This window comes from Burkholderia pyrrocinia (assembly GCF_018417535.1).
Taxonomy (GTDB): Bacteria; Pseudomonadota; Gammaproteobacteria; order Burkholderiales; family Burkholderiaceae; genus Burkholderia; species Burkholderia pyrrocinia_E.
In genome coordinates this window covers 1,667,180-1,680,726 of the sequence record NZ_CP070977.1, presented here as the reverse complement: position 1 = coordinate 1,680,726, position 13,547 = coordinate 1,667,180, and the positions used below count along the sequence as shown (strand labels likewise).

13 protein-coding genes are annotated in these 13,547 nt (G+C 65.1%); 12 read left to right on the top strand and 1 reads right to left on the bottom strand.

The genetic code is table 11. The features are described from left to right. Nucleotides 1-3 precede the first annotated feature (3 nt). The gene (locus tag JYG32_RS07845; protein WP_213265404.1) at nt 4-462 is read left to right on the top strand and encodes a DUF4149 domain-containing protein; all 459 of its coding nucleotides are present in this window, start codon (nt 4-6) and stop codon (nt 460-462) included. A gap of 48 nt (nt 463-510) precedes the next feature. Here the strand turns inward: JYG32_RS07845 and JYG32_RS07840 are convergent, their stop codons facing one another. Then, complete coding sequence (locus JYG32_RS07840; protein ID WP_069745677.1) at nt 511-1,038, bottom strand: YhbY family RNA-binding protein; 528 nt, start codon at nt 1,036-1,038, stop codon at nt 511-513. A gap of 193 nt (nt 1,039-1,231) precedes the next feature. Here JYG32_RS07840 and JYG32_RS07835 point away from each other — a divergent pair, with 193 nt between their 5' ends. From JYG32_RS07835 to phoR, 11 genes are all read left to right on the top strand, one after another. After that, nucleotides 1,232-1,894: an RlmE family RNA methyltransferase gene (locus tag JYG32_RS07835; protein WP_213265209.1), complete on the top strand. Its 663-nt coding sequence runs from the start codon at nt 1,232-1,234 to the stop codon at nt 1,892-1,894. Between the two features lie 166 nt (nt 1,895-2,060). Next, complete coding sequence (gene ftsH / locus JYG32_RS07830) at nt 2,061-3,959, top strand: ATP-dependent zinc metalloprotease FtsH (protein WP_174380032.1); 1,899 nt, start codon at nt 2,061-2,063, stop codon at nt 3,957-3,959. Nucleotides 3,960-3,987: 28 nt separating this feature from the next. Next, on the top strand, nt 3,988-4,929 hold the full coding sequence (gene folP, locus JYG32_RS07825) for a dihydropteroate synthase (protein WP_213265208.1): 942 nt from the start codon (nt 3,988-3,990) through the stop codon (nt 4,927-4,929). A 28-nt stretch (nt 4,930-4,957) separates the two neighbouring features. After that, nucleotides 4,958-6,313 carry a phosphoglucosamine mutase gene (gene glmM / locus JYG32_RS07820; RefSeq protein ID WP_174380030.1) on the top strand — a complete coding sequence of 452 codons (1,356 nt, stop codon included), beginning with the start codon at nt 4,958-4,960 and terminating at the stop codon, nt 6,311-6,313. Between the two features lie 458 nt (nt 6,314-6,771). Further along, nucleotides 6,772-7,806, top strand: coding sequence for a phosphate ABC transporter substrate-binding protein PstS (pstS, locus tag JYG32_RS07815; RefSeq protein ID WP_174380029.1), 1,035 nt, complete (start codon nt 6,772-6,774; stop codon nt 7,804-7,806). 94 nt (nt 7,807-7,900) lie between these two features. After that, the gene (pstC, locus tag JYG32_RS07810; protein WP_213265207.1) at nt 7,901-8,887 is read left to right on the top strand and encodes a phosphate ABC transporter permease PstC; all 987 of its coding nucleotides are present in this window, start codon (nt 7,901-7,903) and stop codon (nt 8,885-8,887) included. Beyond that, nucleotides 8,884-9,777: a phosphate ABC transporter permease PstA gene (gene pstA, locus JYG32_RS07805; RefSeq protein WP_174380027.1), complete on the top strand. Its 894-nt coding sequence runs from the start codon at nt 8,884-8,886 to the stop codon at nt 9,775-9,777. Before pstC ends, pstA begins: the two co-directional genes overlap by 4 nt. Before the next feature lie 15 nt (nt 9,778-9,792). After that, nucleotides 9,793-10,641 (top strand): phosphate ABC transporter ATP-binding protein PstB, encoded by an 849-nt coding sequence (gene pstB / locus JYG32_RS07800; RefSeq protein ID WP_213265206.1) that lies wholly within the window; start codon nt 9,793-9,795, stop codon nt 10,639-10,641. A 17-nt stretch (nt 10,642-10,658) separates the two neighbouring features. After that, nucleotides 10,659-11,363, top strand: a complete 705-nt coding sequence (phoU, locus tag JYG32_RS07795) for a phosphate signaling complex protein PhoU (protein ID WP_174380026.1) — start codon at nt 10,659-10,661, stop codon at nt 11,361-11,363. 32 nt (nt 11,364-11,395) lie between these two features. Continuing rightward, complete coding sequence (phoB, locus tag JYG32_RS07790; protein ID WP_027787869.1) at nt 11,396-12,097, top strand: phosphate regulon transcriptional regulator PhoB; 702 nt, start codon at nt 11,396-11,398, stop codon at nt 12,095-12,097. Between the two features lie 57 nt (nt 12,098-12,154). After that, nucleotides 12,155-13,474, top strand: a complete 1,320-nt coding sequence (gene phoR, locus JYG32_RS07785; RefSeq protein ID WP_174380025.1) for a phosphate regulon sensor histidine kinase PhoR — start codon at nt 12,155-12,157, stop codon at nt 13,472-13,474. Nucleotides 13,475-13,547: the final 73 nt, after the last annotated feature.

Sequence of the window (13,547 nt, the reverse complement as noted above, 5' to 3'; positions counted from 1 at the left end):
GTGATGCCGCATCGCGTGTTCCGTCTGCTGTCGGCCGTGTGGGTCGGCAGCCTGCTGACGATCGGGTATGCGGTCGCGCCCGTGCTGTTCAAGACGCTGGAGCGGATGACGGCCGGTTCGGTCGCCGCCCAGCTGTTCCGTATCGAGGCGATCCTCGGTGTCGTGTGCGGCGTGCTGCTGCTCGCGTTGTCGAACCAGCAGGTGCGGCGCGGCAGCAGCGAATATCGCCGCGTGCGCTGGATCGTCGCCGCGATGGTCATGTGCGTGCTGGTCGGGTATTTTGCGCTGCAGCCGTTCATGAACGCGCTGCGAATGGCCGCGATGGACGCGGGCACCGATATCGCGAACTCGCCGTATGCGAGTCGTTTCGGGATGCTGCACGGCGTCTCGAGCGTGTTCTATCTCGTCGAGAGCGTGCTGGGACTGATGCTGATCTGGCGTCTGCCGGCGCGCGACGCCTGAGCGCCGCGCAGGCAGCGCGGCACGGGGTGACCCGTGCCGCGACTCGATTTACTTGTCCTGGAACGGCCGCTTCGTGCTTGCCTGGCGCTTTTTCGCGCGCTTCACGTTGCCTCCTGCCGTCACGCGCTCGTTGCCGCGCACGACGACCTTCGTCGGCTTCGGGCGACGCACGGGGCTCGCGTTCGGCGACACCTTGACGACCTTGACGGTGCGCGGTGCGCGGCCTTTCCTGTCGTCGGCGGCTTCGGCCGCGCTCGGCAGCGTGCCGGCACGACGGCCGCGTGCCGGGGCCGCTGCGGCGGCCTCGGGCTTCCAGATCACCAGCAGCTTGCCGATGTGCTGGATCGGCGCCGCGCTCAGGCGGTCGCAGATCTCGTCATAGATGGCGACGCGTTCGTCGCGTTCGTCGCCGAACACGCGAATCTTGATCAACTGGTGCGCGGCGAGGTGCACCTTGATTTCCTTTAGCACGGCGTCGGTCAGCCCTTCGGCCCCGATCAGCACGACGGGCTTGAGCGCATGGGCCTGGGAGCGCAGCGCGGAGCGCTCGGCGGGAGAAAGCGAAAGGGCGGGCATGGAAATGTCGAAATCTAAATAAGGGCACGCGGCCTGAAAAGCGATCGCGGGAAGTTACCGCGTCAGCCGTGCGCCGAAACCACGTAAAATCGCGGCTTGGGCCTGAAAAGGGGCCGCAGCCGCGCGAAGAAGACGCGTATTATCCGCTAAAAGCGCGGCTTCACGAAGCAAATGGCAGCAATCTCTCTCTCGAATGGCAAAAAACCGTTTTAACCAGCACTGGCTGCACGACCACATCAACGACCCGTACGTCAAAATGGCGCAGCGGGAGGGCTATCGCGCGCGCGCCGCGTACAAGCTGAAGGAAATCGACGAGCAGGACAAGCTGGTCCGTCCGGGCCAGGTGATCGTCGATCTCGGCGCGACGCCGGGCAGCTGGAGCCAGTATGCCCGCAACAAGCTCGCGCAGGGCAAGAAGCGCGACACCGGGCGCGAAGGCGGCATCGACGGCACGATCATCGCGCTCGACCTGCTGCCGATGGAGCCGATCGCCGACGTCCACTTCATCCAGGGCGATTTCCGCGAGGACGAAGTCCTCCACCAGCTCGAGGAAGTGCTCGAAGGTCGTCCGGTGGACCTTGTTATTTCTGACATGGCCCCCAACCTCTCCGGTGTGGCCTCGGCGGACGCGGCGCGCATCGAGCATCTCTGCGATCTGGCGCTCGAATTCGCGCAGAACCATCTGAAGCCGGATGGCGCGCTGCTCGTGAAATGCTTTCACGGCAGCGGCTACAGCCAGATCGTCGAGAAATTCAAACAGCAGTTTAAGACTGTCGCGCCGCGCAAGCCCAAGGCGTCCCGCGACAAATCGTCCGAAACGTTCATTTTGGGTCGGCATCTGAAGCATCCGCGGTGACGCGGAGCGGGGTGCCGCAAACGGGCTCCGGCCCTTGCCAGACAAGCGAAGCGCTATCGCGGCGGTTGTCAATGCTTATGGCGGGGGTGGTCGGACTGGATTAGAATGACCGAGGGGCGCCGCAAGGAAAATGTAGGCGCTCGTCTACGAGTGAAGGAGTGGTGCTTTGAACAACAATATGTTTTCGAAGGCAGCGGTGTGGCTGGTGATCGCACTGGTGCTGTTTACGGTGTTCAAGCAGTTCGACAAGCCCCGCGTTCAGGAAGGCGTGTCCTATTCGCAGTTCATGGACGATGCCAAGAGCGGCAAGGTCAAGAACGTCATCGTTCAGGGGCGCAACCTCACCGTCACTCCGGCTGATGGCCAGAAATACCAGATCGTGTCGCCCGGCGACATCTGGATGGTCGGCGATCTGATGAAGTACGGCGTGCAGGTCAGCGGCAAGGCCGACGACGAGCCGAACGCGCTGATGTCCGCGCTGTACTACCTCGGGCCGACGATCCTGATCATCGTGTTCTGGTTCTACATGATGCGGCAGATGCAGGGTGGCGGCAAAGGCGGTGCCTTCTCGTTCGGCAAGTCGCGAGCGCGGCTGATCGACGAGAACAACAACGCGGTGAACTTCTCCGACGTCGCGGGCTGCGACGAAGCGAAGGAAGAAGTGTCCGAGCTCGTCGACTTCCTGCGCGATCCGCAGAAATTCCAGAAGCTGGGCGGTCGCATTCCGCGCGGCGTGCTGCTCGTCGGCCCGCCGGGTACCGGCAAGACGCTGCTCGCTCGCGCGATCGCGGGTGAAGCGAAGGTGCCGTTCTTCAGCATCTCGGGTTCGGACTTCGTCGAAATGTTCGTCGGCGTCGGCGCGGCCCGTGTGCGCGACATGTTCGAGCAGGCGAAGAAGCATGCACCGTGCATCGTGTTCATCGACGAAATCGACGCGGTCGGCCGTCATCGCGGCGCCGGCATGGGCGGCGGCAACGACGAACGCGAACAGACGCTGAACCAGATGCTCGTCGAGATGGACGGCTTCGAGGCGAACTCGGGCGTGATCGTGATCGCCGCGACCAACCGTTCCGACGTACTCGACAAGGCGCTGCTGCGTCCGGGCCGTTTCGACCGCCAGGTCTACGTCGGTCTGCCGGACATCCGCGGCCGCGAGCAGATCATGCGCGTGCACCTGCGCAAGGTACCGATCTCGAACGACGTCGATGCGGCAGTCATCGCGCGCGGCACGCCGGGCTTCTCGGGCGCCGATCTCGCGAACCTCGTGAACGAGGCGGCGCTGTTCGCCGCACGCCGCGGCAAGCGCATCGTCGAGATGCAGGATTTCGAGGACGCGAAGGACAAGATCTTCATGGGTCCGGAGCGCAAGTCGGCCGTGATCCGCGAGGAAGCGAAGCGCGCGACCGCATACCACGAGTCGGGCCACGCGGTGGTCGCGAAGCTGTTGCCGAAGGCCGACCCGGTGCACAAGGTCACGATCATTCCGCGCGGCCGTGCGCTGGGTGTCACGTGGCAGTTGCCGGAGCATGACAACGAAACGTATTCGAAGGACTACCTGCTGGACCGCCTCGCGATCCTGTTCGGTGGCCGGGTGGCGGAAGAGCTGTTCATGAATCTCGTCAGCACCGGCGCATCGGACGATTTCAACAAGGCAACGCAGACGGCGCGCGCGATGGTGGCCCGTTTCGGCATGACCGATGCGCTCGGACCGATGGTCTACGTCGACGACGAGAACGATGCGTCGCCGTTCGGCCGCGGCTTCACGCGCACGATCTCGGAAGCGACGCAGCAGAAGGTCGATTCGGAAATCCGCCGCGTGCTGGACGATCAGTACAACCTCGCGCGGCGCCTGCTGGACGAAAACCGCGACAAGGTCGAAGCGATGACGGCCGCGCTGATGGAGTGGGAGACGATCGACGCCGATCAGATCAACGACATCATGGAAGGTCGTCCGCCGCGCTCGCCGAAGAGCTCGCCGGCGGTTGGCGGCGATTCGTCGGGCGGTGGCAGCAGCGCCGAGGTCAAGCCCGGCAACGCGCCGGCGCCGGCTTCGCCTGCGGCATAATCTCCGCTGTAGCACCGTTCACGGGCTGGTGTGGCTTCACACCGGCCCGTTTTGCATTCATCCACGCCAGTCGCTCGTGTCCGATTCCGCTGTTTTCCCGTCCATTCCCGCGCCGCTCCAGTGCGGCCGCTTTGCACTGACGTTCGAGCGCCCGCTCGTGATGGGCATTCTCAACGCCACCCCCGATTCGTTCTCCGACGGCGGCCGCTTCCTCGCGCGCGACGATGCGCTGCGCCAGGCCGAGCGGATGATTGCCGAAGGTGCGGACCTCCTCGATATCGGCGGCGAATCGACGCGCCCCGGCGCGCCGCCCGTGCCGCTTGACGAGGAGCTCGCGCGCGTGATCCCGCTCGTCGAGGCGCTGCGGCCGCTGAACGTGCCGCTGTCGGTCGATACCTACAAGCCGGCCGTGATGCGCGCGGCGCTGGCCGCCGGCGCGGACCTGATCAACGACATCTGGGGGTTCCGCCAGCCGGGCGCGATCGAAGCGGTGCGCGAGGGCAACAGCGGGCTGTGCGCGATGCACATGCTCGGCGAGCCGCAGACGATGCAGGTCGGCGAGCCCGACTACGGCGACGTCGTGACCGACGTGCGCGAGTTTCTCGCCGCGCGCGCGCAGGCGTTGTGCGACGCGGGCGTTGCGCCGGAGCGGATCTGCGTGGATCCCGGCTTCGGGTTCGGCAAGGCAGTCGTCGACGACAACTATGCACTGCTGGCCGCGTTGCCGGACACGGCACCCGCGCGGCCCGACGGGCGGGCTTATCCGATTCTCGCGGGCATGTCGCGCAAGTCGATGCTCGGTGTGGTGATCGGCGGCAAGCCGCCGATGGAGCGCGTCGCGGCGAGTGTGGCGGCAGCATTGTGCGCGGTCGGGCGCGGTGCCGCGATCGTGCGCGTGCACGACGTCGCGGCGACGGTCGATGCGCTGAAAGTCTGGAATGCCGTGCGCGAAGCCGCGCGGCAACGATAAGTCAGAAGACGAAGGAGGAAGATTCGCTATGGGACGTCGATATTTCGGCACGGACGGCATTCGCGGCACGGTGGGCGAGGCGCCCATCACGCCGGATTTCGTATTGCGCCTCGGCTACGCGGCCGGCAAGGTGCTGGCCAGCTCGGCCGATGTCGCGGCAGGCTCGCGTCCGACCGTGCTGATCGGCAAGGACACGCGCGTGTCGGGCTACATGCTGGAAGCCGCGCTCGAAGCAGGCTTCTCGGCGGCCGGCGTCGACGTGATGCTGGCCGGCCCGATGCCGACGCCGGGCGTCGCGTACCTGACGCGTGCGCTGCGCCTGTCGGCCGGCGTCGTGATCAGCGCGTCGCACAACCCGTATCACGACAACGGGATCAAGTTTTTCTCCGCCGACGGCAACAAGCTGCCCGACGACACCGAAGCCGCGATCGAAGCGTGGCTCGACAAGCCGCTCGAATGCGCGTCGTCCGACGGCCTCGGCAAGGCGCGCCGCCTCGATGACGCGGCCGGCCGCTACATCGAGTTCTGCAAGAGCACGTTCCCGGCCGCGTTCGACCTGCGCGGGCTGAAGCTCGTGATCGATTGCGCGCACGGTGCCGCATACCAGATCGCGCCCCACGTGTTCCACGAACTCGGCGCGGACGTGATTCCGATCGGCGTCGCGCCGAACGGCTTCAACATCAACGACGGCGTCGGCGCGACCGCGCCCGACGCGCTGGTGCGCGCGGTGCGCGCGAACCACGCCGATCTCGGCATTGCGCTCGACGGCGATGCGGACCGCCTGCAGGTCGTCGATGCGACCGGGCGGTTGTACAACGGCGACGAGCTCCTCTACGTGCTCGTGAAGGACCGGATCGCGACCGATGGCAAGGTCGAAGGCGCGGTCGGCACGCTGATGACGAACCTTGCCGTCGAAGTCGCGCTGCAGCGCGACGGCGTGAAGTTCGTCCGCGCGGCGGTCGGCGACCGCTACGTGCTCGAGCAGTTGCGCGAGCACGGCTGGCAGCTCGGCGCGGAAGGCTCGGGCCACATCCTGTCGCTCGACCGGCATTCGACCGGCGACGGCATCGTGTCGGCGCTGCTCGTGCTGGCCGCGCTGAAGCGCAGCGGCCGGACGCTCGCACAGATGCTCGATGGCGTCACGCTGTTTCCGCAGAAGTTGATCAACGTGCGGATGAAGCCGGGGGCGGACTGGAAGGGCAGCGCGTCGATTCGCGCGGCGATCGACGCAGCCGAAGCCGCGCTCGCCGGCAGCGGCCGCGTGCTGATCCGCGCATCGGGAACCGAGCCCGTGCTGCGCGTGATGGTCGAAGCGGAGCAGGCGGCCGATGCGGTCCGCCATGCGGAGACGATCGCCGACGCGGTGCGCGCGGCGACGACCTGACGCACGATATCGGCGCGGGGCGGCGTCCTGCCGCCCGCGCGCCCGCGCTCCGGTGAACCGGCATGCGGCGCCTTCGGGGCGCCGCAATTTCGTCAGACGCAAAGGTTTGCGATACCTATAAAGTGTCGCGTCGACAAACGTATCGTCTGACCGAGGATTTCCTCCGACCCCCGATATCTGGCCTGCTGCGGACAGGGGCTTCCCGTGCTGCCGACGCTGCGCTACGATCCGCCGGCGTACCCCGAAAAAGGGGTGTCCACCCCATCTTCGGCAGGCAGGCAATTTTTGCCGCCATCGCCGTTCTGACGCCGCCCAGGCGTCGCCCGCGCCACCCCCGCTACTCCCTTTCAACCAGTCATGTTACTGTCACGCCAGTTTCATCGATTGTCACATTACCGTCATGAGGAGCCCCTAACCTTCGCGGTGCCGTAGTCATCCGCTCACACACTGGAGGTCTCATGAAATTGATGCAAACCGCGATTGCCGGCCTGGCTGGCGCGCTTTTCGCCGTTGCCGCGCAGGCTGCCGACATCACGGGCGCAGGCAGCACGTTCGCGATGCCGATCTATACGAAATGGGCTGCTGACTACCAGCAGTCCGGCGGCTCGAAGGTCAACTATCAGGGTATCGGTTCGTCGGGCGGCCTGAAGCAGATCGTCGCGAAGACGGTCGATTTTGCCGGTTCGGACGCTCCGCTGAAGGATGACGAGCTCGCGAAGGAAGGCCTGTTCCAGTTCCCGACGGTGGTGGGCGGCGTGGTGCCGGTCGTCAACGTGCCGGGCGTGAAACCGGGCGAACTGACGCTGTCGGGCCCGGTGCTCGGCGACATCTACCTCGGCAAGATCAAGAAGTGGAACGACCCGGCGATCGCCGCGCTGAATCCGAAGGTCAAGCTGCCGGATACGGACATCGCCGTGGTTCGCCGCGCTGACGGCTCGGGCACCAGCTTCATCTGGACGAACTACCTGTCGAAGGTCAACGACGAGTGGAAGTCGAAGATCGGCGAAGGCACGACGGTCAACTGGCCGACGGGCACGGGCGGCAAGGGCAACGACGGCGTCGCGGCCTTCGTGCAGCGCCTGCCGGGCGCGATCGGCTACGTCGAGTGGGCGTACGCGAAGAAGAACAACATGACCTACACCGCGCTGAAGAACTCGACGGGCACGGTGGTCGAGCCGAAGACGGAAACGTTCAAGGCCGCTGCTGCAGGCGCGAACTGGTCGAAGTCGTTCTACCAGATCCTGACGAACCAACCGGGCAAGGACGCATGGCCGGTCGTCGGCGCGACGTTCGTGCTGCTGCACGCGAAGCAGGACAAGCCGGAGCAGGGCGCGGAAACGCTGAAGTTCTTCAGCTGGGCGTTCAAGAACGGCGAGAAGGCAGCCGACAGCCTCGACTACATCTCGCTGCCGTCGGCGGTCGAGACGGAAATCCGCAAGCAGTGGAAGGCGAAGGTGACGGACGCATCGGGCAAGTCGGTCGCCGCCGAGTAAGCAATGCAGCGGTTCGCTGCCCGGCCGTGCCGGTCGGGCAGTGTGTGCGGTAAAGCCGGGCGTTACGGCGCCCGGCAATCAAAAGCAGGCACCCATGTCTGATATTTCATACACGTCCTCCCGATCGTCCGACGGTGCGCAGCAACGCGCGCCGGGTCGTCTCGGGGACGTTCTGTTCGGCAGCCTCGCACGGCTCGCCGCGATCGTGACCCTGCTGCTGCTGGGCGGGATCATCGTTTCCCTGATCATTGCGTCGATGCCGACCATCGAGAAGTTCGGCCTCGGCTTCCTGTGGCAATCCGAGTGGGATCCCAACTCGGACGTCTACGGCGCACTCGTGCCGATCTACGGCACGATCGTGACGTCGGTCATTGCGCTCGTCATCGCGGTGCCCGTCAGTTTCGGCATCGCACTGTTCCTCACCGAGCTGTCGCCCGTGTGGCTGCGCCGTCCGCTCGGCATCGCGATCGAGCTGCTCGCCGCGATTCCGTCGATCGTGTACGGCATGTGGGGGCTGCTCGTGTTCGCACCGATCTTCGCCGAATACTTCCAGAAACCGCTCGGCCGCCTGTTCAAGGACGTGTGGGTGCTCGGGCCGCTGACGGCCGGCCCGCCGATCGGCATCGGCATTCTCGCGGCCGGCGTGATTCTCGCGATCATGATCATCCCGTACATCGCATCGGTGATGCGTGACGTGTTCGAGGTCACGCCCGTGCTCCTGAAGGAATCGGCTTACGGGATCGGCTGCACGACCTGGGAAGTGATGTGGAAGGTCGTGCTGCCCTATACGAAGACCGGCGTGATCGGCGGCGTGATGCTCGGCCTCGGCCGCGCGCTCGGAGAAACGATGGCCGTGACGTTCGTGATCGGCAACACGAACCTGCTCGACAGCGTGTCGCTGTTCGCGCCGGGCAACAGCATCACGTCGGCGCTCGCGAACGAATTCGCGGAAGCGCAGCCGGGCCTGCATACGTCCGCGCTGATGGAACTGGGCCTGATCCTGTTCGTGATCACGTTCATCGTGCTGTCCATCTCCAAACTGCTGCTGCTTCGTCTCGAGAAGGGAGAGGGCAAGAAATGAGCGAGCCCATCATGAATTTCCCGGGGCCGGACGGCGCCGTGCTCGACGCGATGCGCAACCGCCTGCAGCGCAAGCGCAAGGTCATCAACGCGATCGCGCTCGCCGCATCGCTCGGCGCCATGGCATTCGGCCTGCTGTGGCTCGTGTGGATCCTGTACACGACGCTGCACCTCGGTATTGGCGGCCTGTCGCTGCAACTGTTCACCGAATCGACGCCGCCGCCGAACACCGAAGGCGGCGGTCTCGCGAACGCGATCGTCGGCAGCCTGCTGCTGTGCGGTTTCGGCACGCTGATCGGCACGCCGATCGGCATCCTCGCGGGCGTCTATCTCGCCGAATACGGCCAGAAGAACCTGCTCGCCGGCACGATCCGCTTCATCAACGACATCCTGCTGTCCGCGCCGTCGATCGTCGTCGGCCTGTTCGTGTACGCGCTCGTCGTCGCGAAGTCGGGACGCTTCTCGGGCTGGGCCGGCGTGATCGCACTCGCGCTGCTGCAGATTCCGATCGTGATCCGCACGACCGAGAACATGTTGAAGCTCGTGCCGAACGCGCTGCGCGAGGCAGCCTTCGCGCTCGGCACGCCGAAGTGGCAAATGGTGCTGAAGATCACGCTGCGCGCATCGGTGGGCGGCATCATCACGGGCGTGCTGCTCGCGGTCGCGCGGATTGCCGGCGAAACGGCGCCGCTGCTGTTTACCGCGCTGTCGAACCAGTTCTTCTCGTGGGACATGAGCCAGCCGGTGGCGAACCTGCCCGTCACGATCTTCAAGTTCGCAATGAGCCCGTTCGCGGAATGGCAGTCGCTCGCGTGGGCGGGCGTGTTCCTGATTACGCTCGGGGTGCTCGGACTCAACATCCTGGCGCGCTCGATCTTCTCGAAAAAGTAACGGCGGAGCAATCCGATGAATATGGCAGAGAGCCACCTGAATCCCGTCGAGCGCACCGCTGCGCCCGCCGGCACGCACGATGCGACGAACGATCGCCCGCTCGCGCCGCTGAACGCGAAGATCGAGGTCAACAACCTCAACTTCTTCTACAGCAAGTTCCATGCGCTGAAGAACATCAACCTGCGCATTCCCGAAGGGAAGGTGACGGCGTTCATCGGCCCGTCGGGCTGCGGCAAGTCGACGCTGCTGCGCACGTTCAACAAGATGTTCGCGCTCTATCCGGAGCAGCGCGCCGAAGGCGAAATCCTGATGGACGGCGAGAACCTGCTGACGACGAAGCGCGACATCTCGCTGCTGCGCGCGCGCATCGGGATGGTGTTCCAGAAGCCGACCCCGTTCCCGATGTCGATCTACGACAACATCGCGTTCGGCGTGAAGATGTTCGAAAAGCTCACGCGCTCGGAAATGGACGACCGCGTCGAGTGGGCGCTCACGAAGGCCGCGTTGTGGAACGAAGTGAAGGACAAGCTGGGCCAGAGCGGCTACGGCCTGTCGGGCGGCCAGCAGCAGCGTCTGTGCATCGCGCGCGGCATCGCGATCCGTCCGGAAGTGCTGCTGCTCGACGAGCCGTGCTCGGCGCTCGACCCGATCTCGACGGGCCGCATCGAAGAGCTGATCGCGGAGCTGAAGAGCGACTACACGGTCGTGATCGTCACGCACAACATGCAGCAGGCCGCACGCTGTTCGGATTACACGGCCTACATGTACCTGGGCGAGCTGATCGAGTTCGGCGAAACCGAAAAGATCTTCATCAAGCCGGTGCGCAAGGAAACGGAAGACTACATCACCGGCCGCTTCGGCTGATGACGGAGAACACAGCCATGTCGGATAAACATCTGTCGAGCCAGTTCGACGCGGACCTGAATGCCGTGTCGTCGAAAGTGCTGGAAATGGGCGGGCTCGTCGAGTCGCAGATCGTCGGCGCGATGCACGCGCTGAACGAATTCGATCGCGATACGGCCGAGAAGGTGATCGCGGCCGAGGAAACGCTGAACGCGATGGAAGTCGACATCGACCAGGAATGCGGCAACATCATCGCGCGGAGGCAGCCTGCCGCGCGCGACCTGCGTCTTTTGATGTCGATTTCGAAAACGATTACGAACCTCGAGCGCGCCGGCGACGAGGCCGAGAAGATCGCGAAGCGCGTGCGCCGCCTGGTCGACGAGCCGGCCGCGCGTGCGGTCAACATCGCCGAGATCAAGGTGTCGGGCGAGATGGCCGTGACGATCCTGCGCCGCGCGCTCGACGCGTTTGCGCGTCTCGATACGGTGGCCGCCGCGCAGATCGTCAAGGACGACAAGGAAATCGACATGGAATTCCGCGCGTTCGTGCGCAAGCTCGTGTCGTACATGCAGGAAGATCCGCGCACGATCTCGGTCGGCCTCGATTACCTGTTCATCGCGAAGGCGATCGAACGGATCGGCGACCACGCGAAGAACATTGCCGAATTCATCATCTACATCGTGAAGGGCACGGACGTGCGGCACCAGCCGCGCGACACGCTCGACCGTGAAGCCAACAGTTAACACGACAACGTACAGGAAGAAAAGAGGTGCCGATGCCCAGCAACATTCTCGTCGTTGAAGATGAGCCCGCGATTTCCGAACTGATCTCGGTGAATCTCCAGCACGCCGGTCACTGCCCGATCCGTGCGTACAACGCCGAACAGGCGCAGAACCTGATCAGCGACGTGCTGCCCGATCTCGTGCTGCTCGACTGGATGCTGCCGGGCAAGTCCGGTATCGCGTTCGCGCGCGACCTGCGCAACAACGAACGGACCAAACACATCCCGATCATCATGCTCACCGCGCGCGGCGACGAGCAGGACAAGGTGCTCGGCCTCGAGATCGGCGCGGACGACTACGTGACGAAGCCGTTCTCGCCGAAGGAACTGATGGCGCGCATCAAGGCCGTGCTGCGCCGTCGCGCACCGCAGCTGACCGAGGATGTCGTGTCGATCAACGGGCTGCGCCTCGACCCGGCCACGCATCGCGTCGCCGCGCATGCGGAAGGCAGCGAGATCAAGCTCGATCTCGGCCCGACCGAATTCCGCCTGCTGCATTTCTTCATGACGCATCCGGAGCGCGTGCACAGCCGCACGCAACTGCTCGACCAGGTGTGGGGCGACCACGTGTTCGTCGAGGAGCGCACCGTCGACGTGCACATCAAACGATTGCGCGCGGCCTTGAAACCGGCCGGCTGCGATGCGATGATCGAGACCGTGCGCGGCAGCGGCTACCGGCTCGCGAAGCACGCGTAACGTATCCGGACATGCCGTGTGCCACGGCGTGCCGTTCATTCTTTCGGGCGCTGAATCATGAACATCATCTGGGCGCGCTTTCTCGTGTCGCTCGTGCTGCTCGTGCTGATCGGCGTATTGGTCGGCGTCTTCGCCGGCCCGACCGCGGGCATCGTGTTCGTGGCCGTGATGCTGGTCGCGCAGGGCTTTTTCAGCACCTTCCATACGCAGCGTCTGTGGCGGCTGCTCGATGCGCCGGTCTACGGCGAGGTGCCGAGCGCGCCGGGCATCTGGGGCGAGATCTACTACCGGCTGCACAAGCTCGCGAAACAGTGGCATGCGCAGGTGCGGCAGGTCGAACAGCAGCATTCGCGTTTCATCCAGGCGATCCAGGCCTCGCCGAACGGCGTCGCGATGCTCGACGACCACGACCAGATCGAGTGGTGCAACGAGATTGCCGAGGTCCATTTCGGCCTCGATGCGAAGCGCGACCTGCGCCAGCACATCACGAACCTGGTGCGTCATCCCGAGTTCGTCCGCTACCTGAATGCGCAGCATTACGACGAGACGCTCGTGATGCGCGGCATGGGCGATTCGCGGCAGAACGTGCTGGCCGTGCAGGTGTTTCCGTACGGCGAGAACCGCAAGCTGCTGCTCACGCAGGACATCACCGAGCTCGAGCGCACCGACGCGATGCGGCGCGACTTCGTCGCGAACGTGTCGCACGAATTGAAGACGCCGCTCACCGTGCTGTCGGGCTTTCTCGAGACGATGCGCGAGCTGCCGCTGAACGAGGAAGACCGCGCCCGCTATCTCGAGATGATGGAGCAGCAGGCGTCGCGGATGCGGCACATCGTCACCGACTTGCTGGTGCTCGCGAAACTGGAGGGCGAGAGCAAGCCTCCGGCCGATCGCGCGATCGACATGCGCGCCGTGTTCGACCATCTGAGGGAGGATGCGCAGACGCTGTCGAACGGGCATCACGACATCGCGTTCACGATCGACGAGACGCTCGGCGTCACGGGCGCGCAGACGGAGTTGTTCAGCGCGTTTGCCAATCTCGTCACGAACGCGATCCGCTATACGCCGGACGGCGGCAAGATCGTCGTGTCGTGGCGGCGCGAGGGTGCGCAGGGCGTGTTTTCCGTCACGGACAGCGGCTTCGGCATTCCGGCCGCCGACCTGCCGCGGCTCACCGAACGCTTCTATCGCGTCGATCGCAGCCGCTCGCGCGATACGGGCGGCACGGGGCTCGGGCTCGCGATCGTCAAGCACGTGCTGCAGCGGCACGACGCGCACCTGTACGTGCAGAGCGAGGAAGGGCGCGGCAGCACGTTCACCGCGCGGTTCCCGGGCTCGCGCATCATCGCGATCCGGCCGGCCGCCTACGAGGCATGATCGCGTAACGGCATGTCGGTCCGAAAAAAAAACGCAGCCCCGGCTGCGTTTTTTTATTGGCCGCGCGGCGCGC